Origin of the sequence: Mucilaginibacter rigui, assembly GCF_014773275.1 — a bacterium.
Classification (GTDB): Bacteria; Bacteroidota; Bacteroidia; order Sphingobacteriales; family Sphingobacteriaceae; genus Mucilaginibacter; species Mucilaginibacter rigui_A.
This window is the reverse complement of the sequence record NZ_JACWMW010000003.1, coordinates 246,780-265,343: the sequence shown is the minus strand read 5'-3', so window position 1 is coordinate 265,343 and position 18,564 is coordinate 246,780. Positions and strand designations below refer to the sequence as shown.

The 18,564-nt window shown below is 43.9% G+C and carries 12 protein-coding genes; 7 read left to right on the top strand and 5 right to left on the bottom strand.

From position 1 onward, the window contains the following. Positions 1–482 precede the first annotated feature (482 nt). The 6 genes from IDJ75_RS14605 to IDJ75_RS14580 all read left to right on the top strand — a co-directional run bounded on the left by IDJ75_RS14605 (position 483) and on the right by IDJ75_RS14580 (position 11,381). Positions 483–3,677 carry a SusC/RagA family TonB-linked outer membrane protein gene (locus IDJ75_RS14605; RefSeq protein ID WP_191176368.1) on the top strand — a complete coding sequence of 1,065 codons (3,195 nt, stop codon included), beginning with the start codon at positions 483–485 and terminating at the stop codon, positions 3,675–3,677. Between the two features lie 12 nt (positions 3,678–3,689). Beyond that, positions 3,690–5,198: a SusD/RagB family nutrient-binding outer membrane lipoprotein gene (locus IDJ75_RS14600; protein WP_191176367.1), complete on the top strand. Its 1,509-nt coding sequence runs from the start codon at positions 3,690–3,692 to the stop codon at positions 5,196–5,198. A gap of 255 nt (positions 5,199–5,453) precedes the next feature. Beyond that, on the top strand, positions 5,454–8,579 hold the full coding sequence (locus IDJ75_RS14595; protein ID WP_224746612.1) for a SusC/RagA family TonB-linked outer membrane protein: 3,126 nt from the start codon (positions 5,454–5,456) through the stop codon (positions 8,577–8,579). A gap of 11 nt (positions 8,580–8,590) precedes the next feature. Continuing rightward, positions 8,591–10,168, top strand: coding sequence for a SusD/RagB family nutrient-binding outer membrane lipoprotein (locus IDJ75_RS14590; protein WP_191176366.1), 1,578 nt, complete (start codon positions 8,591–8,593; stop codon positions 10,166–10,168). An 11-nt stretch (positions 10,169–10,179) separates the two neighbouring features. After that, a complete protein-coding gene (locus tag IDJ75_RS14585; RefSeq protein ID WP_191176365.1) occupies positions 10,180–11,094 on the top strand; it encodes a DUF4397 domain-containing protein in 915 nt (304 codons plus the stop codon). Between the two features lie 95 nt (positions 11,095–11,189). Beyond that, entirely contained in the window at positions 11,190–11,381 is a 192-nt protein-coding gene (locus tag IDJ75_RS14580) for a hypothetical protein (RefSeq protein WP_191176364.1), read from the top strand. On the opposite strand, the gene IDJ75_RS14575 is transcribed toward IDJ75_RS14580, so the two are convergent. Both IDJ75_RS14575 and IDJ75_RS14570 read right to left on the bottom strand, forming a co-directional pair. Next, the gene (locus tag IDJ75_RS14575; protein WP_191176363.1) at positions 11,371–13,521 is read right to left on the bottom strand and encodes a GH92 family glycosyl hydrolase; all 2,151 of its coding nucleotides are present in this window, start codon (positions 13,519–13,521) and stop codon (positions 11,371–11,373) included. The two genes, IDJ75_RS14580 and IDJ75_RS14575, sit on opposite strands and share 11 nt — an antisense overlap. A 208-nt stretch (positions 13,522–13,729) precedes the next feature. Then, positions 13,730–14,170 (bottom strand): DUF4395 domain-containing protein, encoded by a 441-nt coding sequence (locus tag IDJ75_RS14570; RefSeq protein WP_191176362.1) that lies wholly within the window; start codon positions 14,168–14,170, stop codon positions 13,730–13,732. 232 nt (positions 14,171–14,402) lie between these two features. On the opposite strand from IDJ75_RS14570, the gene IDJ75_RS14565 reads away from it, so the two are divergent. After that, entirely contained in the window at positions 14,403–15,575 is a 1,173-nt protein-coding gene (locus tag IDJ75_RS14565; RefSeq protein ID WP_191176361.1) for a C97 family peptidase, read from the top strand. Here IDJ75_RS14565 and IDJ75_RS14560 read toward each other — a convergent pair. Genes IDJ75_RS14560 through IDJ75_RS14550 form a run of 3 tightly spaced genes read right to left on the bottom strand, consistent with a single transcriptional unit; the run spans position 15,550 to position 18,539 of the window. Continuing rightward, the gene (locus tag IDJ75_RS14560; RefSeq protein ID WP_191176360.1) at positions 15,550–16,311 is read right to left on the bottom strand and encodes a ThuA domain-containing protein; all 762 of its coding nucleotides are present in this window, start codon (positions 16,309–16,311) and stop codon (positions 15,550–15,552) included. The genes IDJ75_RS14565 and IDJ75_RS14560 overlap by 26 nt on opposite strands. Positions 16,312–16,336: 25 nt before the next feature. Further along, positions 16,337–17,755 (bottom strand): serine/threonine protein kinase, encoded by a 1,419-nt coding sequence (locus tag IDJ75_RS14555; RefSeq protein WP_191176359.1) that lies wholly within the window; start codon positions 17,753–17,755, stop codon positions 16,337–16,339. Next, positions 17,748–18,539: an FHA domain-containing protein gene (locus IDJ75_RS14550; RefSeq protein ID WP_191176358.1), complete on the bottom strand. Its 792-nt coding sequence runs from the start codon at positions 18,537–18,539 to the stop codon at positions 17,748–17,750. Before IDJ75_RS14550 ends, IDJ75_RS14555 begins: the two co-directional genes overlap by 8 nt. Positions 18,540–18,564: the final 25 nt, after the last annotated feature.

The following is an 18,564-nucleotide window of genomic DNA, read 5'->3' as shown; positions in this document are numbered from 1 at the left end:
TTTAATTTTTGTATTAAAAAAATAGAAATGTATGATTTTCAAAAAAACGCATATTTATATCATTAAAAGATATCAGACATCTATCTAATCGCCTTATTTTTTAAATATATCTATTAATATTAATTTAAAAAAAATAAATACGAATTATCAAATTCTTAATTAATCGTAAATTATTTTGTTTAATCAAAAATTAACACGCAGTTTTGCATTGTTAATTAATTAACACCGTGCTGCTATCAGCCCGCAATCAATACCCAATACCCACCTCTAATTACCTATTAATTTAAACATATTCTGTTTACAGCATTCGTGCACCTTTAAGGCTGCACGCCCGGTTTTTTCCGGCAAAATACAAAAACGCTATTTGTTCTTTATAAGATCAGTTAATTAGGAAAGGCGTCTTCTTGAGCGTAGAAGGCGGCTTTTATTTTATAACCAAATCAATTTTATTAATTAATGTTTTATGAACAGGAGTAACCAATATGAATAAATTACTATTACTCATTATGTTATTTTTTAGTGCCGCTGTAGTTACAGCGCAAGCCCAAACGGTAAGCGGTACCGTTACTGCACGCTCAGACAAAGGCACTTTGCCCGGCGTTAGTGTGAAGGTGAAAGAGGCTGCGGGCGGCACAGTTACCGATGCAAACGGTAAATTCAGCATCAATGTACCAGCAGGTGGCAAAACCCTGGTATTTTCATTTGTGGGCTTTACCCCGCAAGAAATAGCTATTAACGGGCAAAGCACCATTAACGTAGCCCTGGTAGAAAGCAGCCAGGAACTGGGCGAAGTTGTGGTAACAGCACTTGGCATATCCAGATCAGAAAAATCAATTGGCTATGCCGCACAACAAATAAAAGGCGAAAACCTAACCATGACCCGACAGGCCGATTTTAACACCTCGTTAGCGGGCAAGGTATCGGGCGTGCAGATACTTGGTGGTTCGGGTGCTAAGTTTGGTACATCTACTGTACGCATAAGGGGTGTTAACTCCCTATCGGGCGGTAATCCTATTTACGTGGTTAACGGCGTAGTAACCGATCCAAACGCGGTAAACAATGATGACGTTGAAAGCCTTACAGTACTTAAGGGCCCTGCTGCTACCGCGTTATACGGCCAGCGCGCGTCTGAAGGTGCTGTGGTTATTACCCTAAAAAAGGGAACAAACAAAGGTATAGGTATATCAATTAACCAAACCACAACTTTTGAAAAGGTTTACACCCTGCCACAATATCAAAATGAATATGGTGGTGGTACCAGCCAAACCTGGAATGTGTACAACTACAAAGCCGGCGACCCGGAATATCTAAAGAATTTTAACGGTATAAAATATTACAACTATTCTGTTGATGAAAGCTGGGGCCCGCGTATGGATGGCACTATGTATGCGCCATGGTATTTTTGGGATCCAAGCAACGCTGGCTTTGGTAAACTTAAACCTTTTGTTGCGCAGCCAAACAACGTAAGGGATTTTTATGATACCGGTATTACTACAAATAATAACGTAGCTTTCTCAAAAGCCGGCGACGATTATAACACCCGTATTTCATACACCAATTTAAACCGCACAGGTGTTAGCCCAAATACCAAACAAAGGCGCAACAATTTAAGTTTTAACGGCGAATTAAAGGTAACACCAAAATTAACCGTTAGTGCAAACGTTAATGTTTTCCAGGAGAACCTGAAAAACGTACCAGCAGAAGGTTACGGCACACAAACTTCGGGTTCGTTTAACCAATGGTTTCACCGCGACCTGGAAATTGACAAGTTGAAAAATTACAGAAGACCAGATGGTACTTACACCACGTGGAATATTACCAGCCCAACCAATCTGGCACCAAAATATTGGGATAACCCCTATACCGAAGCTTATGCAAATACAGCCGAAGCTAACAATAACCGGGTATATGGTAACTTGACCGCTGCCTATAATTTCACCAAAGACCTTAAACTATCTGTTATAGCCAGGGGCGATTATTTGAACCGCGATGAAAACAATCGCGTGGCTTCATATACCATCAACCCAGATGCTTATTCAGAGAACAGCTATCAATACAAAGAGTACGATTACGTGGCAGCGTTAGAGTACAATCATCAGTTTGGTAAAGACCTTTCCTTCCGGGCCGGCGCATTCGGCGAATCAAGAGAAGATGTGGCTAAATATCTGATCAGCAGTACTGTTGGTGGCTTATCAATACCCGAAACTTATACTGTACTTAACTCTTTAGACAGGCCAAACACAAGCACATTTCATAGCACTAAAGTGGTAAATAGCGTATACGGCTACGCATCATTAGGCTACAAACAATTCTTATATTTAGATTTAAATGTTAGGAATGACCAATCATCTGCTTTACCAAAAGGTAACAACTCTTATTTATATGGCGGTGCCTCGGGTTCATTTGTATTTACAGAGTCGGGCCTGATACCTAAAAACGATGTCCTTACCTTTGGTAAATTAAGGGCTTCGATAGCCAAAGTTGGGTCTGATATCGACCCTTACCAAACCGGCCAAACCTATAATATAAGTACTACACCTTACGGCAGCAGCCCTGTGCAATTTGTACCGGCCAGTTTACCAAACCCTATCCTTGAGCCAACCCTGTCAACTTCATATGAGCTGGGTACCGAATTGCATTTCCTGAGGGGCGACCGTATCCGTTTTGATTTTAACTATTATCATCGTAACACCAAGAACCAGATACTGCCGTTACCGGTTAATGGTACAACAGGCTATTCAACCATTGTTATCAACGCAGGTTCAATTCTCAACCATGGTATCGAGATCTCATTAGGTGGTACACCGGTTAAAACATCCGATTTTGTTTACGACGCCCAGTTCAATATAGCCTTTAACCGTAACAAGGTGGTTTCGTTATACCCCGGGTTCACGGTACTGCGTTCGGCTCCTGACGGCAACGGCGGAGCCGGTCTATCCGGTTTCCAGGGCGCAGGCGCCACAGGCTTTGGCTTTGTGGGCTCACCATCATTTGGTGTTAACAGTGTAGAAGGGAAGCCATATGGTGAATTAATTGGATCCGGTTTCCGCAGAGATGGTGCAGGCAACATAATTGTTGATGCAGACGGTTTTCCGGAAAGGGATGACAACGTAAACCTGGGAAATATACTACCTAAATTCACAGGTGGCTTCACTAATAACATTACCTATAAAGGAGTTACCCTTGGGTTCTCTTTCGATTTCCAATACGGAGGTAAATTTGTATCGGTAACGCAGCAAAACCTTGCCGGATCGGGCCTTGCCTTATCAACTGTTGGCAATAATGAAAATGGCGTACCAAGGCGCGATGATCCGTCAAAAGGTGGCGGTACATTGGTAAAGGGCGTACATGAAGATGGCAGCCCTAATACAACCTATGTTGATACCCGCGACTTAAACGAGGGTTACTATAGTGCCATTTGGGAGCAATATACATACGATGCTACCTATATTAAATTAAGAGAGGTTAGCATTGGTTATAACTTACCCAAAAAGTGGTTTGGCCGTACACCGTTGCAGTCTGCACGCTTTTCAATTGTAAGCCAAAACCCATGGTTAATATATACCAAGGCTAAAGTTAAGGGCATCGATCCATCGCAGCTGCAAACATCGTTTTACGAAGGCGGACAATTGCCTGCAACCCGCACCATTGGCTTTAACCTTAATTTAACCTTTTAAGAAAAAGATTATATGAAAAAGTTTTTAAATAGATTACTGTTAGCTTTTATTGCCGGCACCTTAATAACATCGTGCAAAAAAATAACAGACGATATAAACGTAAACCCCAACCAACCCGCCAGCGTATCCACAGGTTATATGTTTTCAAGCGCCCTGCAGTTTTTAGGCGGCACAGGCGGTGGTAACGCAACAACCAATATCAACAGCGCCGCGGGCGAGTTATACTCACAGTACCTGGCTGAAACATTTTACAATAACGAATCGAGATTTGCATTGGCACAGTATGACTATCAACCATACTACACAGGCCCTTTACTTGATTTGAATACTGTAATAGAAACCAACACCAACCCTGCTACCAAAGATAAAGTAACAACTACTCAGTTTGGCTCAAATGCAAGCCAAATAGCGGCAGCACGAATATTGAGGGCGTTTATATTTTTAACAATAACCGACCGTTGGGGCGATATCCCTTACACAGAGGTTTTAAAGGGGAAGGTCAATTTCACCCCTAAGTTTGATGCGCAAAAAGACATATACACCGACTTATTTAAAGAGCTAACCGAAGCACAGGCACAATTTGATGGCCCCCTTGGTAACGATATTTTGTTTAAAGGCGACCCACTTAAATGGAAACATTGGGCTAACTCGTTACGCGCTGTTATGGCTTTACGTTTAAGCAAAGTTGACGCCACAACCGGCAGCTCAGAGTTTAAAAAGGCGTTAGCAGATGGAGTAATGACCTCGAATGATGATAATGCCACTTACCTTTATCTTTCGGAGCAAAATAATGAGAACCCATTTTATGGCAACTATCGCAACAGATACGACTACGCTGTTAGTGGTATAATAACCGACAACTTATCTGCCACAGACGACCCACGCCTGCCTCTTTACGCACGCAAAACAGCAGATAGCGTATATTTCGGCTTGCCATATGGTACCGCAGGCGACGATTTAGATCAGTACTCTGTTGGAACCCGCGACCTGAGTTCGAAGGAAGATCCCTTCCAACCGGGTAATATTTCTCAAATAAGCGCCAGGTACTCAAATCAAAACTCGCCCACCACCTGGACGAGCTATGCGCAAATATTATTTGCACAGGCAGAAGCAGCACATTTAGGCTGGATACCGGGCGGCGACGGCGCTGCAGCAACTTTTTATACAAATGGTATTACTGCATCCTTAGCACAAAACGGTGTTACCGGTGCGGCTGTTACAACGTACCTGGCTAAACCCAATGTGGTGTTTAACCCGGCAAAAGCTGTTGAGCAAATAATTACGCAGAAATGGATAGCCAATTATCTTGGCAATGGCTGGGAATCATGGGCAGAATATCGCCGTACCGGCTTCCCTAAACTGTTAGACCCTGTACCGACAGCGCTGAATGCCGATAAGCATATCCCGCGCAGGCAGCAGTATCCGCAATCGGAAAACGACCTTAACAAAGCAAATTACAACGAAGTGATTGCAAGGCAAGGCCCCGATGCTTTATCAACCCATGTATGGTGGGATAAATAAAATGATCTGCTAAAAAGAAAGGCCCGGTTAACAATATACTTTAACCGGGCTTTTCTTTTACATTAATCTTGCACCATCCTCACAATAACTAAATTTCCACAAGGGAAATCTCTCGCAATAAAAGCAACCATATAATTTATTATGATTCAGTATTTTATTCGGTAACAATACCATATATACAATTTTTTAATTTGTTAATTAACTAATATTTCCTGATATTTCAATTATTATCTATTTACCTTTTAAAAAGCTCTCATGAAGAAAACTCTACTCATCTTTCTTCTGTTGGTAAATTGTTGTGCCTTTAAGGCAATGGCACAAACCAAAACAATTACCGGAACAGTCACTTCAAGCACCGACAATCAAACCATCCCCGGTGTTACCGTAAAAATTAAAGGAACAACTACCGCAGTTAGTACGGATGCCAACGGTAAGTATTCTATCAATGCAGCTACCGGCCAAACACTGGTATATTCCTTTATTGGCACCATTCCCGCCGAACGGGTTATTGGCGACGAGGGTATTATAAACGTTAAGCTGCAAGACGATGTTAAAACCCTGCAACAAGTTACCATCACAACTGGTTTCGGCGTTAAGCAAAGTCAGCGCGACTTGACATCCTCCGTACAGGTAATAAAAGGATCGGCCGTGCAGGCCACCCAGCGCGAAAACTTCGTCACCGCTTTGCAGGGCCGTGTAGCGGGCGCAACCGTTACCAGCACAAGCGGCCAGCCGGGCGCATCGGCATCAATTGTATTGCGTGGTATCACCTCAATAGGCAACAGTAACCAGCCCTTGTTTGTGATAGATGGTATCCGTGTAACAAACGATGCACTAAGCCAAAGCTCGCTCACATCAAATGGTGATAACCGCAGGCAAGATTTTACCAACCGTATAGCGGATGTTAACCCTGATGATATTGAAAATATCACCGTGCTCAAGGGCGCTGATGCGGCAGCCGTTTACGGTTCGGACGCAGCTGGTGGCGCTATTGTTATCACCACAAAAAAAGGGCAAAGCGGTAATGGCGCCGTTACTTACGATAACAACTTCAGCTTTTCTAATGCGTATCGTTTCCCGCAGGTGCAAAAAACATTTGGCACAGGTTCGTCAGGTAACCTCGACCCACTTGTGAGGACCGCTTTTGGCCCGGCTTACGCCCCCGGCACAACAACGTATGATAATCTGAAAAATATCTTTCAAACAGGTTTTTCGCAAGAGCATAACCTGGCGCTTGAAGGCGGCAACGACAAGGCTACCTATCGTATCTCTACCGGATACCGGCACCAGGGCGGCGTTTTGCCGGTGGCTTATAATGACAAGATCTCGCTACGATTTGCAGGGTCGGCTAAGCTTAGTTCAAAATTAACCAGCAGCGCCAGTTTCAATTATTTCAACATCGATAACCGTAAGTTAAATAAAGGCAACTCGGGCACGTATATTAACGCTCTTGCATGGCCAACCAATGATGATGTACGCAATTACCTTAACCCTGATGGTAGCCGCCGTACCCTGTTGCCGCCAAAACTAACCAATGTGGTTACAGATGGAACGATAGATTTTGATAACCCGCTATGGGATGCCAACAAAAACATTAGTCGGGATAAAACAAACAGAATGGTAGCCAATGTAGATCTGTCATTCGACCCGGCAAGCTGGATAAACCTGCGTGCATTGGTTGGTGTTGATTTTTACACTACCAACGGCAATAACCTGTTAAGCCAGTACAGTTCATCCTACCAAAATTCGGCTTTAAATAGTTTCGCTGCTACCAACGGGATCTCATCAGGCGGTATTATCGATAATTATAATGACAATAACCTGCTTACAAACGGGTCTTTATTCGCTACTATAAAAAAGAATTTTGGCGATTTCCGTACAACACTTGCCGTAGGTGCCGAAATTTACGATAACCGCGACCAGATAAATGGCGCTTATGGTGAACGCTTTTTACAGCCCGATTTTAACACCATCAATAACACCACCCCTACCACGCAGCGTAACTCGAGCAATTTTTTCGAGACACGCCGTATAGGTGAAATTGCCCGTTTAGGTATCGTGTATAAAGAAATGATCACCTTAAACGCCACCGGCAGGAATGATTATTCGTCACGCCTTTCGGGCACCAACAACAACACTTTCTTTTACCCGTCCTTTGGTGCAGGCTTTATCTTCACCGAATTGCCGGGCTTAAAGGATAATAAAGTGCTATCATATGGTAAATTAAGGTTCTCGTACGCGGGTGTGGGTAAAGACCCGTATGCGCCCTACAAGATCAAATCGAGCGTTATACAACAAGCCACAACAGGCGGCGGTTTCGCCTATGATGTTACAGGCAACAACCCCAATTTACGCCCCGAAAAAGATTACCAGCTTGATTTTGGCGCCGAGTTACAGTTCTTTGGCGGCCGCCTGGGTGCCGATTTTAGTTTTTACCAGTACCGCGCTACCGATCAGATCTTTGATCCGCGTATCAGCTACGCATCGGGTTACATACTTGAACTGGTTAACGGCGGCGAGATCCGCAACCGCGGGATAGAGGCACAAATAACCGGCGTACCGTTTAAATCGTCAGATTTTACATGGAACACTTTTGTAAACTTTACCCTAAACCGTGGTAAGGTGATAAACCTGGGCGACCTGCCTGAGTATTACAATTCCGATACCTGGATCTATGCTAACGCACGCTCCAGCTTATTCCCTGGCAGCAGTTTAACCAACATTGCTACTTATGATTATGCCCGTAATAGCAAAGGACAGATACTGGTTGACCCTACCAGCGGCTTACCTATATCAAACAACACCTTTGTTACCACCGGCGACAGGCAGCCCGATTTCACCATCGGTTTTGGTAATAATTTCACTTATAAAGCATTCAACCTTTCCTTCCTGTTCGATATCAGAAAAGGTGGGGATGTATTTAACGGCAATGAATTATTCCTTACGCGCTATGGCCTAAGTACCCGAACTTTAGATAGGATGCAGCCGCGCATCATTCCGGGCGTGCTAAAGGATGGCAACGAAAACTCGGCCAACCCAACGGTAAATACCATACAGGTTACCCCATTTTACCAAACCGCGTATTACTCCAGCGCTATGGAATCTGACTTTGTAGAACACAATATTAATTGGATAAGGCTAAGGGATGTTACCCTTAATTATACCTTCCCGCAATCGGTGCTTGGCCACCAAAAAGTATTTAAGGCAGCAAGCATATTTGTTACTGCTACCGAGGTGTTCCTGCTCACCAATTACTCGGGCGCCGATCCGGATGTAAATGGTAACAATTCCTCCACAAGGGGTTCGGGTTCTGCCGGGTTTGATTACGGAACGCTGGCATCTCCGCGCACCGTATCTGTTGGTTTAAGGGTTAAATTATAAGCAAACAAAACATGAAAAAAATTATATATACCATTACTGCCTTATTTAGCCTCAGCCTGGCAAGCAGTTGTAAAAAATATGTTGATATAAACGATAACCCCAATGCGCCTACCAGCGTAGATGCCAGCACCCTGCTGCCACCAATATTGGCTGGTATGGCACGTGGTAACTGGTACGATAGCCGTTACATTGGCCAGTATGCCCAAATATGGGGCGCACCCTCTGCCAACAACGTTTGGGACCAGGAAGGTTATGTACCCGGAAGCGACTCGGGTGGCGAAATGTGGCGCACAATATACTTTAGCCTTGGCCAGAATGTTACCCTGATGCAGCAAGACGCCGAAAAGAAAAACAAGTACGATTACCTGGGAGTGAGCTGGGCACTACGTGCCTGGGGATGGCAAAACGGCGCCGACGAGTACGACTATATGATAGTGAAGGAAGCATACGACCCTACTAAGCTTACCTTTAATTATGACGCACCAGAAGTGGTTTACGCCGAAGTAGTTAAAGATTGTCAAAAAGCTCTAGACTACCTGAACCTTGCCATAAAAACCGATGGACTGACTGTTGGCCCCGACCTTGCTAAGGGCGATTATATGTATTATGGCGACCGCGCTAAATGGAAAAAGTTTGTATATGCTATACTGGCCCAAAACATGCTGCACTTTACTAACAAAGCCAGCTTTAAGCCCGATATGGTAAAAAAATATGCCGACAGCTCTTTTGTAAATAATGCCGATAACGCCAGCGTGCAATGTACGGGTTCGCAATCAGGCGATGCTAACTTTTGGGGGCCAACCCGTGTAAATCTGCCAAGCTTCCGCCAGTCGGACTATATGGTTAAATTGCTTGATGGCCGCATATTTGCCGGCGCTGCTGCGCAGGACACCCTTGCAGACCCACGCTTGCCATTGTTATTAGCCCGCAGTAAAGACAGGGCATTCAGGGGTGTAGTAGCCCCGCTTGGTGATCCAAACACTGCTGATGCTAACCTATCCATCCCGGCTATGGCAGGTGCTACTACGGCCAATTCTGCTACAGCATCGGCCAAGTATATTTTTAATGATAACTCAAGGGGCGTTCTCATGACCTATTCTGAAGTGCAATTTTTTGCTGCTGAGGCACTGTTTAAAAAAGGTGATATGGATGGTGCCTATACTGCCTACAAAAATGGTGTGGCCGGTGCACTTGACTTTGTGAGCAACCCGCCTATTGCCAGTTCATTAACAGGTACACAAAAGTATATTAGTCAGGCGGCTATCGATGCTTATATGACAGGGCCATCAGTACGCCAAACTGCGGCACAGTTACAACTGAGCGATATACTGCAGCAAAAATTCATTTCGTTGTTTGTATGGGGGGCGCCCGAAGCATGGTCTGATATGCGCAGGTATGATTATAGCACTCAATATTTCCAGGGATATGTAAAGCCAACCACTATTTATGCCGATAACGCAGGCAAGCAGGTGTACTTGCTAAGACCCAGGTATAATTCTGAATACATCTGGAATGTACCGGCCCTTAAACTGATAGGTGCCCTCGAACCGGATTATCACACTAAAAAACCATGGTTTGTTTTACCGTAACATCTATACACATGAAAAAGACATTATATATAGCTTGCAGCCTGCTTTTAATAATAGCGGGTTGCACAAAAACTAAAATAACGCAGCAGGGCGATATGGCTGTGGGTGCACAAATAAAACTGATACACGCGGCACCCGGCGTACCAGCAGTTGATGGTTACGTGAACGGCACAAAAGTATCAGCCATTACCACCTATTCGGTAACGGATAACATGATCGTAACCTCAATAACTACCGGCTTTCCGTATTTAGGTGTATTCCCATCAAGTAATTACCTCGTTAGCCGGCCCGGTAGTACAAATATTAAGTTTGTAACAGCCACACCAAAACCCGTATTGAACAATCCGCAAACCTTAGTGCCCACGGCAGTTGCAGGCGAAATTACCCAACCCACTACTGACGGCGGTGCGTACTCCGCATTTTTGATGGGTTTACCCGGTGGCAGTACAAACGGATTAACAGTTAAAGTTGTTGAGGATAAATTCCCGGCGCCAATTGCAAGCAAGGCATTTATACGCTTTGCCAACATGGTACCCAATGGCACGGCTGTAGACCTGAACGGCACTTTTACTTTAGCCGGTGCTGCAATTGCAACAAAAACACTAATTACCAATACAAGCTATGGTACAGTAACAGATTTTGTACCGATAGATGTTAACCCGGCAAGCACCACTAACTATAAGTTTCAGATGGCATTGGCGGGTACATCAACCACTTTTGGGAGTATAACTATTGATATACCATTGGCCCCAAACAGGTATTATACGGTAATAGGCCGTGGCCTGGCAGCAAATTATACAGTACCAGGCACTGGCATCATCCTTAAGGCTACAGCCAGGCCAACACTGCCTGTGACAAACCCTGAAACCAAAGCGCCCGAAATTTATTACAATGCGCCAGGTATTACTTATTATACAAATAAATAAGTATAGCTCAAATAAAAGCCTTGCAGAATTACCCTGCAAGGCTTTTATACTTTAGAATTTCAAAACCTAATAGTACGCGGTTTGTAGTTTAAACTATGGGCAAACAACATCAAACATTCCCCGGCGAACCTGAAGAGATGCCGGATAAAAAAGAACAGCCGGAAATAAAACAGCCGAACGACCCTAAAGAAACAGGTATACCGCAGGAAAACCCGGATGACATACCTGTTGAACTCCCACCGGATAAAATACCCGGCGAAGATGACAGGCCCGTAGTTAGCGGGTGATAACTTCTACCACCCCGCCATTTGTAAATAAACTGTGCGGTACAAAGTAACCAGCAATGGTTTTACCATTTACCTTTATTGCGCTCAGCTTACGGCCCTTACCTACATGTTTTATAGTTAACAGTTTACCGGTACTGGTTTTCCAGTTCACCTGATCGAACAGTGGAACGGTTACCAAATATTGCGGATCAGTAGCCGAAAATGTGTATAAGCCCAGGGAGCTGAATACATACCAGGCCGACATTTCGCCCGCGTCATCCATCCCTGAAAGTTCCAGGCCTTCTTTGCCAATTCCGTAAAGATGGTTCAAAATATAGTCTATTTTCTCCTGCGATTTCCAGGGTTTATCTACAAAGTAGTAAGCAAATGGAGCTTCATGGTCGGGCTGATTACCCTGGCAATACTGACCTATCATCGTTTCTACGTTACGTGCAATGTAATTGGGGTTCCAGGGCACAGTAAAAAGCGAATCGAGCTTTGCTTCAAATTTTTTCTTGCCGCCATACAACGCCACAAGGCCATTCATATCATGCGGGGCATAGAACGATACCTGCCAGGCATTCGCTTCCCTGAACATGTATTCATAATAAGGATGTTCCGGGTCGAAGTTTTTGATAAACTGCCCGGTTTCTGCTGATCTGCCACGCATAAAGTTAACCGACTTATCAAAAACGTTCTTGTAGTTTTTAGATCGTGCCATCAGGATGCGGTAGTTAGCTGTATCACCCAGGGCTTTTGCCAGTTGCGCCAATGAGTAATCATCATAAGCATATTCCAATGTTTTAGATACCCCTGCTTTGCCTTTGGTTTCCACCTCCCCTTTTTCTACCTCATTATCTGAGATGTATCCTTTCTCTATATATTCTTTAATGAATGGGCGCGTTCCGCCTTCTACATTGGCATTACGTAACAAAAGCTTGTAGGTACCCGGCACGTCAAAATCTTTAATGCCACGCAGATAAGAGCCTGTAATAGACGATGCTGCATGGTCGCCGTGGAAAAAGGTTGGAATAAAACCTGTTTTATCACCCATATCTTTTAAGGATTTGATCACATCAAGCGTTATTTTTGGCGATATCAGGCTCAGCAATACATCTTTGTTCCGGTAGGTGTCCCACAATGATGGAACGGTATAGTAGTTAAACCCGGTTTTAACAACCTGATTTTTAACATCGGTATATTCGCCGTTAACATCGCTTCGTAAGGCGGGCCATAACAACGACCGGTACAGCGATGAATAAAAAAGTTGTTTTTGCTTAGCGGTTCCGCCTGTGATCTTAATTTTAGATAAAGTGGCTTCCCATTTTTGCGAAGCTTCTTTCCTGATAATATCGAATGATTTAGCGCCTATCTCCTGCTCCAGGTTTTGTTTGGCGTTTGTAGTACTTACGTACGACAGCGCTATTTTCACCTCCACAGGGCTGTTACCTTTATCGGCTAAGTGAACCAAAGCGTGTCCATCCTTACTGCCGTCCTCTTTATTTTCCAATCTTTCAATCGGAGTATTAACAGTCGCGTAAAAAAATATACGGCCTTCGCCTGCTTCCTGGTAACCTTGCAAGGCATTCCCAACCTGCTCTATATGCCAGGCCGATACCCGGTTATTGGCTTTTCCAAGGTCGAAAAGAATTTGCCTGCCTGTGTTATCGTCAAATGCATACCGGTGATAGCCGCACCTCAAGGTAGAAGTAAGGCTTACGTTTACTTTGTAGTCTTGCAGGTACACACTATAAAACCCTGGCTCTGCGCTTTCCCTTTTGTGCGAGAAGCGCGAACTGAATTTTTCGTGTGAGCCCGATACCGGCATCAATGGAATATTACAAAGGTTCCAATGCCCTTTATTGGTATGCGTAAAACCATATATCACACTATCCTCGTACTGGTAGCCTGCGCCCGACCCATACGCCGTAATAGGGCTTAATTGCACCATAGCATTTGGCAAAGAACTGCCCGGGTAAACCAGGCCAGCCCATGAACGCCAGCCTTTTGGTAACTGGTAACCCAATACCTTGGGGTCGTTGAGGGGTGCAGTACCAATAAAAGGGTTTACATACTTTGTTAACGATTTGGTTTGCTGCGCTTTGGCAAAATTGCCCGCAGCCACCAGCAGTAGCAGTGCTAAAAAGTTTTTGGTCTTCATTATATAGGTTTATAAAAGTAAGACTCAAAAACAGGCCTTTGCCCCCAAAAGCAAGCACATTAAACCCAAAAGCAACGGGTTTGTTACAAAGGAAAGGTGTTGCTATTTCTGAAATACCAGCACCTTAGTGAATGGCGGCACAACAAATTAAAATATCGCAATTGTAGTTAAAAATGCCCTGCACATAACAAGTAGACCATTTTTATTGCTATAATATTTTTATTTTTTGCAACCCATTATAAAAATAACAACCCACACAAAGCCCCGCGAATGATTCCAGACAGGCAAAAATGCATAACATTATAGCAAGCGGTGCCAATAGCACAACCCAACCCAAAATAGCTGCGATAAGCATTGTGGTTACAAACACCAAACCCATGCCAGCGGCAAAGCGCTTGGGCCCACGGTCGGTTGGTTTATAAGCAACTTTAAAAAGCTTAACAAATACATTGGCCAATGCGCCAAACAGGCTTAGTTTCGGGATAAAAAAAGCGCGTACAAAAAAGTCGTACACCAGTAGCATAATAAGCCAGTTGTACCCCGTTAACAGGAACCCGATCCCCGTAAACAGCACTAATAAAGCTATTATCCTTATTTTATTTTCGTTCACTTTTACGTGCTCTATTGGGCATTGCAGGTCTTGGCTCATTATTTTTTAATTAATAGCTATAAAACTTAGCTTGGAAAACAAATATAATAATGCAAAATGTTAAGTATTGTAAAATTAATGTGAAGGTTTTGCAGGCGGGTATATTAGTTATTATATTTATCACGAATGGCTCAACCGGAATGTTACGGTTAAGTTATTAAACGCACATATTGTTGTTGCTGATAGGAAGCCCCCCGCCTAAACGCGTTACTCTATCAATTCACAATATTATATGAAAAGCTCTTATCGATCCGTTTATTTTAAGCTGGTACTATTAGCACTGCTAATAAACAGCAGCTTTGTGGCTAATGCCCAACTTTCGGCGTCAATGCCTTATCAACGCGATAAGGCCGACACTATACAAACCATACCATTTACTGACAACAAAGAATACACTTCTGAAAGTGCGCCAGCCAAAGCTTTTAGTGTTTTTGACGATGATGACGATAATTCGTTACAAAAAACAATTTCTCTTAACCTGAGCAAATCGCAGGAGCGTAAGCAGTTGATGAGCTATTTAAAACAGCTTGAGTTGGGTAACACCATTGCCGAAAACCAAAAAAACAACAAAGCCCTCTATCGTTTCGCAAACCTGTTTGCAAGGCTAAAACTGTACCCGCTGGCTATGAAATGTTTTTTTAAAACCATTGATCGCGAAAACAAAAAAGCTAAAAAAAATGCAGATAAACTGGTGGATGCAGATGATAGGGTAAACATGGACGAACTGCCCATTAACATCAAAGACGACTCATTGCTAAGCGTGCAGGCCGAAAAAGCAAAAACCACCAAAAGTAAATACACCAACTACAAACGTATTTCGAATACATTTAACGATGGAAAAACCGCTATAGCCTACGCCCTGCTCTTCCATGTAAAACAGCCCGTATCGGGCAAACCCAAGGTTTTTGTATTTAGCAATACCGGCCATACTTTTATCACACTGATAAAATACAATGCCGATTCTACCTATGTTTCCTGTTCGTTCGGCTTTTACCCAAAAAGCGAAAAGATCTTATTTGCCACCCCCTGGGACCCATCATCGGCATCCCAGTTTAAAAATGATGCCGGCCACAAATGGGACGAAGTTGTAGGTAAATTTATCTCTCAAAAGAGTTTTGAAAAGATCCTTAATCTCACCAAAAAATATGGCGACCTGGAGTATCACCTCAGCAATAACAACTGTACCGATTTTAGCCTGGAAGCAGCGAACCTTGCAGGGTTAAGTATCCCCGAAACAAAAGCCAAATGGCCTTTAGGCTACGGGAGCAACCCAGGCACAACAGGCCAAAGCTTAATGGATGGCAAATATAATAACACTGATAGCCAGCCCAATGCAAATATCTTTAGAAGCCTTAATATCACCCTTGCCGAAAAGCAATTTATTTACCCGCCGTCCAAAAAATAGCATTAGTAAATAGCCGGGTATAAGCCGGGTTATCAAACAGAATTGGCGAGTGCCCCATAAAAATATACACGTTGCGCGCTTTATAATGCGGGTTAGTCCACACTACAGGATGATCACCCATTTTAACTTTTAATTGCTGCGGGTTGTAGCTATTTTCATTTACACTGGCCAGTACATGCACATTTGGCCGTGGGCTTTTATCGTACGTATACCACTCCTCCTGCCTTACCAGGAATGATGCAGGTACGCCTTTCATCACCGGGTGCTTTTTATCTTCTACATTTACCCGGCCTTTTGCAAAGGTTGCTATGTAATCCTTCCACCTGATGCCGCCCATAAATTTTGAATACCAATTCCACATCGGGTAACCGTCAAACTCCCCCAATAATGTAGCATGATGGAAACCTATCCAACCACCCCTGCCTTCGGTGATATATTTTTCGAATGCCTGGGCAGCCTTATCTTTCCATGCATAGGGCGCATAATCAAGCTGGATGAATAGTTGGTAGTTACTCAAAAAATCGTCGTCAATTTTATCCGTATTCTGGATATAATCAATTGTAAATCCCTTTTGCGCTGCCAATTGGTTAAGCCAAACTTTTGCCCGTTTAGAGTATTCTACATGGTGCCCGCCGTTCTCATATAGGGCCAAAACTTTAAAGAGTTTAATTTTCTTTGCTTCGGCAGCAAGGCAGGTGCAAATTATACATAACGCAAATAATACTTTTCTCGTCATCGGTGCATCAGTAGTATCAATGGGATTAAAATATGCCCAGAAATTTTTTACGTTTTTTCTTAACAGGTGTGGCTTTTATAATTGCCGAATCTACTGTGGCCATTATAGCTCTCTTTGCGGCAGCCCTGCGTTCAGCTGCTATTTTACGGTTGTATAATACCCTTGCTACACTATCCTGGTTGTAGGCACGGGCCATAAAGGGTGGTTTCAGGTAATCGCGGGCATCAACATATATGGGAATAACGTTCCCGGAGGCTGCATCTTTGTTAAAAAAAGCCGAGTAGAAAAATAAGACCATAAATAGGCCGCCAAGGGTTAACACCAGGCCAAACGCACTTTTTGGCAATAATACTTTCGATTTATCGCGCTCATAAATACCTTTTTCTTCATTATACCTTAGCCCCCCCTCTCCTGCCAAAAACTTAATAGACGACAATTGTTTATCCTTCACCTCCTCGTCCTGCTGGTAACGTGCTATCACATGCTGCAGGCGCTCGTTCTCGGCTTGTATAGCCGTAGTACTCATTTTACCATCAGCAGCAAGGCTGCCATTTATAATGGCCTCATGCAGTTCAACACCACTTTTAAAACGCGCATCGGGATTTTTTTGCAAGCATTTATCAATAACATCAAGCAGCCATTGGGGCACTTGCAATTCCTGGGTTTGTTTCAGGGTGCTCCAACTATCAGGAAGGCTTTTCTTGCGGGCCTCGCGCAAATCGGGTACGGGCATTTCCATATGGGCCAGCATAATGGCATTACGCCCGGTTTCACCGTTACCAGTAAGCGGGAATGGTACACTGCCGGTTAGCAGTTCATACAAAATTATGCCATAGCTGTAAACATCTGTTTGCAGCAGCATGGCGCCGTCGTGCTGCTCGGGGGCCATAAATTCTATTGCCCCGGCATGGCGGATGCTGCTCCGGCGTTCTTCCTCGCTCATTATCGCAAGGCCAAAATCCAGCAATACATAATTGCCCGTATGGATATTATATTTTACATTATTACTTTTTACATCTCCATGCTTAACCCCCACTTTATGACAGTGTGCCAGGGCGTTAGCCAGTTGATCAGCCACCCTGATCACCTCTTTTAGCATAAAGATCTTTTCGTGCGGGGGCTGTAGCAGTTCACAAAGGTCGGGGCCTTCAATGTATTCCATCTCAATGTATGGAAGTGAGCCGCTCTCGGTAATACCCGAACTCAATATTTTTACAACATTGGGGTTAGGTTCTTCGTTTACCTTTTGCAGTTTGGCAACTTCATTACTAAAGTTGCGGAAGTTTTTATCCTCTTCGCTTTCGGAATGTATAGGTGTTGGCAGTAGTTTTACAGCGGTTAGCACCGGCCCCATGCGGCGACCTTTGTACACCGAACCTTGCCCGCCCGTTCGCAGCGCGCCAAGATTTTCTAAGCCTTCTGTTATGGTAAATACTTTACTCATTCGTTGCTGTTTGGTAACTAAACTCCAACACTGCCGATTCGCCCAAAATGATCTGATCGCCCTCCTGCAACTGGTGACCGATATGTGTTGAGGTTAGTTTGATAATATCCTCGCTCTTCTCCGACCGTATCTTGATCTTATTCCTTGGCGGCACGCCACCTTCATCGGCAAAAAGCATAAAACGGCCTGCATCATTGTTCCACTCGATGCGGGCATGCTGGCGGCTTACATATTTATTGCTTTCGTTTGTGCTATCGCTCGGGAAGGCAATTTGGTTAGTGCGGAAAAAGCCATCATCGCCCTGTGCTTTTTTATCCCTGCCGATGTGGATCTTCTCACCATCGGATGTGATTTTATATTCCTTCTGATCGGTTTCGCCGCTTAATGCCCGCACATAAGCGGTAGCACTTTGTTTTATAAAATTCTTATTGGTTTTGATAAAGAACGCAACATCCAGTTTTTTAGAGCGGATGGCTTCCTCCGGAAACTCATGGTCGAAGATCACCTCCATCAGCCATGTTTCGGGCAGATTTACGGCATAATCGTCAGCAATACGCTGTACTTCGTCTTTAAACAGTTCAGGCTCTTCGGTATAAACAGCAGCCTCATACAGGGCTTTTTCTGACGATGGGCAGTTGATGAAAAGGTTTAAGCCTTTGATATTGCCGCCTTCCCCACCTTCAGCCTTTTGCAGCTCCTGCTTAATAAATTGAAGCAGCTCATAACGGATGCTTTTTACATCCACAGGCCTGTTTTCCTTATCGTTTTTAAACAAATTGAACATAATGGTGCGTAGTACTCTGTTATTA

What these genes read in the sequence shown, in the direction of transcription:
- IDJ75_RS14605 (WP_191176368.1), top strand. Translation starts at nt 483, where the DNA reads ATGAATAAATTACTATTACTCATTATGTTATTTTTTAGTGCCGCTGTA.
- IDJ75_RS14600 (WP_191176367.1), top strand. Translation starts at nt 3,690, where the DNA reads ATGAAAAAGTTTTTAAATAGATTACTGTTAGCTTTTATTGCCGGCACC.
- IDJ75_RS14595 (WP_224746612.1), top strand. Translation starts at nt 5,454, where the DNA reads ATGAAGAAAACTCTACTCATCTTTCTTCTGTTGGTAAATTGTTGTGCC.
- IDJ75_RS14590 (WP_191176366.1), top strand. Translation starts at nt 8,591, where the DNA reads ATGAAAAAAATTATATATACCATTACTGCCTTATTTAGCCTCAGCCTG.
- IDJ75_RS14585 (WP_191176365.1), top strand. Translation starts at nt 10,180, where the DNA reads ATGAAAAAGACATTATATATAGCTTGCAGCCTGCTTTTAATAATAGCG.
- IDJ75_RS14580 (WP_191176364.1), top strand. Translation starts at nt 11,190, where the DNA reads ATGGGCAAACAACATCAAACATTCCCCGGCGAACCTGAAGAGATGCCG.
- IDJ75_RS14575 (WP_191176363.1), bottom strand. Translation starts at nt 13,521, where the DNA reads ATGAAGACCAAAAACTTTTTAGCACTGCTACTGCTGGTGGCTGCGGGC.
- IDJ75_RS14570 (WP_191176362.1), bottom strand. Translation starts at nt 14,170, where the DNA reads ATGAGCCAAGACCTGCAATGCCCAATAGAGCACGTAAAAGTGAACGAA.
- IDJ75_RS14565 (WP_191176361.1), top strand. Translation starts at nt 14,403, where the DNA reads ATGAAAAGCTCTTATCGATCCGTTTATTTTAAGCTGGTACTATTAGCA.
- IDJ75_RS14560 (WP_191176360.1), bottom strand. Translation starts at nt 16,311, where the DNA reads ATGACGAGAAAAGTATTATTTGCGTTATGTATAATTTGCACCTGCCTT.
- IDJ75_RS14555 (WP_191176359.1), bottom strand. Translation starts at nt 17,755, where the DNA reads ATGAGTAAAGTATTTACCATAACAGAAGGCTTAGAAAATCTTGGCGCG.
- IDJ75_RS14550 (WP_191176358.1), bottom strand. Translation starts at nt 18,539, where the DNA reads ATGTTCAATTTGTTTAAAAACGATAAGGAAAACAGGCCTGTGGATGTA.